This is a genomic window from Candidatus Accumulibacter vicinus, from assembly GCF_000584955.1.
GTDB lineage: Bacteria > Pseudomonadota > Gammaproteobacteria > Burkholderiales > Rhodocyclaceae > Accumulibacter > Accumulibacter vicinus.
The window spans coordinates 26,539-27,381 of record NZ_JDSS02000039.1; the positions used below are offsets into that span (position 1 = coordinate 26,539).

Genomic DNA, 843 nt, shown 5'->3' on the forward strand with positions numbered 1-843 from the left:
TGACGGTAGTGGGCGTTTCAAACACAACGGCCCAGTCTTCTTCAATGCAGCCCTCGTTGGTCACGACGAGGGGATAGTCCACGTCGTTGTAATCGGCGACCGCCAAAGCGCCGTCGTTGGCGAAATTCCCCTGCCAACTGGCAATGATTCGTAGATTCGCATATCGGGCGTAGCGGTCGCCCGCCGTCAACAGCGTGGACAAATAGCCCTCGGCGGGGAAGGTTTTGGTCAGCGCCCGCGCCAGTTGGATGTGGCCCGATATTTCCACGTCGGAGATGCGCGCCATTTCGCGCAGGGTGTGATGAGCAGCCAGCGGTTGCAGATAAGCGGACAAATCCAGCGGATTCGCCATCGTGACCACGCCAGCGGTCAGGTTGACGCTGTATTTCGTGGTGGAGACCTGGGTTCCGGCGGTGTCCAGCAGCACCACCTGGCTCAAATTGCCGCGTGGGAGATTGACCACTTGCGCGGCGCTGAGCGGGTTGGGCAGGGTAAAAATGCCGGTGTGATGCAGCACCGCCGTATCGCCGGGCTTGATGACTTGCACCCGCCCGTCATTCGGCAGGCGCGCCGTATCAATCCCGATTAGCGTTGAGTCTACCGGCGCGTAGGTGTAAACCACCGCGTTGTAGACTAGCGAGGTGGGCAGCACGTCGCGGGGTACCGGGTATTCCCCAGCGACGATGAGAGCCGGGTTGTACCAGGGCGCGGCCAGTTGCTCGGCGGTCAAGCTGCCGACGGCCATCCAGTCGCAAAAAGTCACGGCATAGATGCCGGTTTGCCAGTCGATCTCGCCGTCTATCCCCGCCGCCAGCAACCGGCCATCGGTCGCAGCGGTGGCGG

General features: G+C 62.0%; 1 pseudogene. It reads right to left on the reverse strand.

What is annotated here, in order from left to right:
* Positions 1-843, reverse strand: a pseudogene (locus tag CAPSK01_RS17455) (hypothetical protein); the annotation flags it as partial.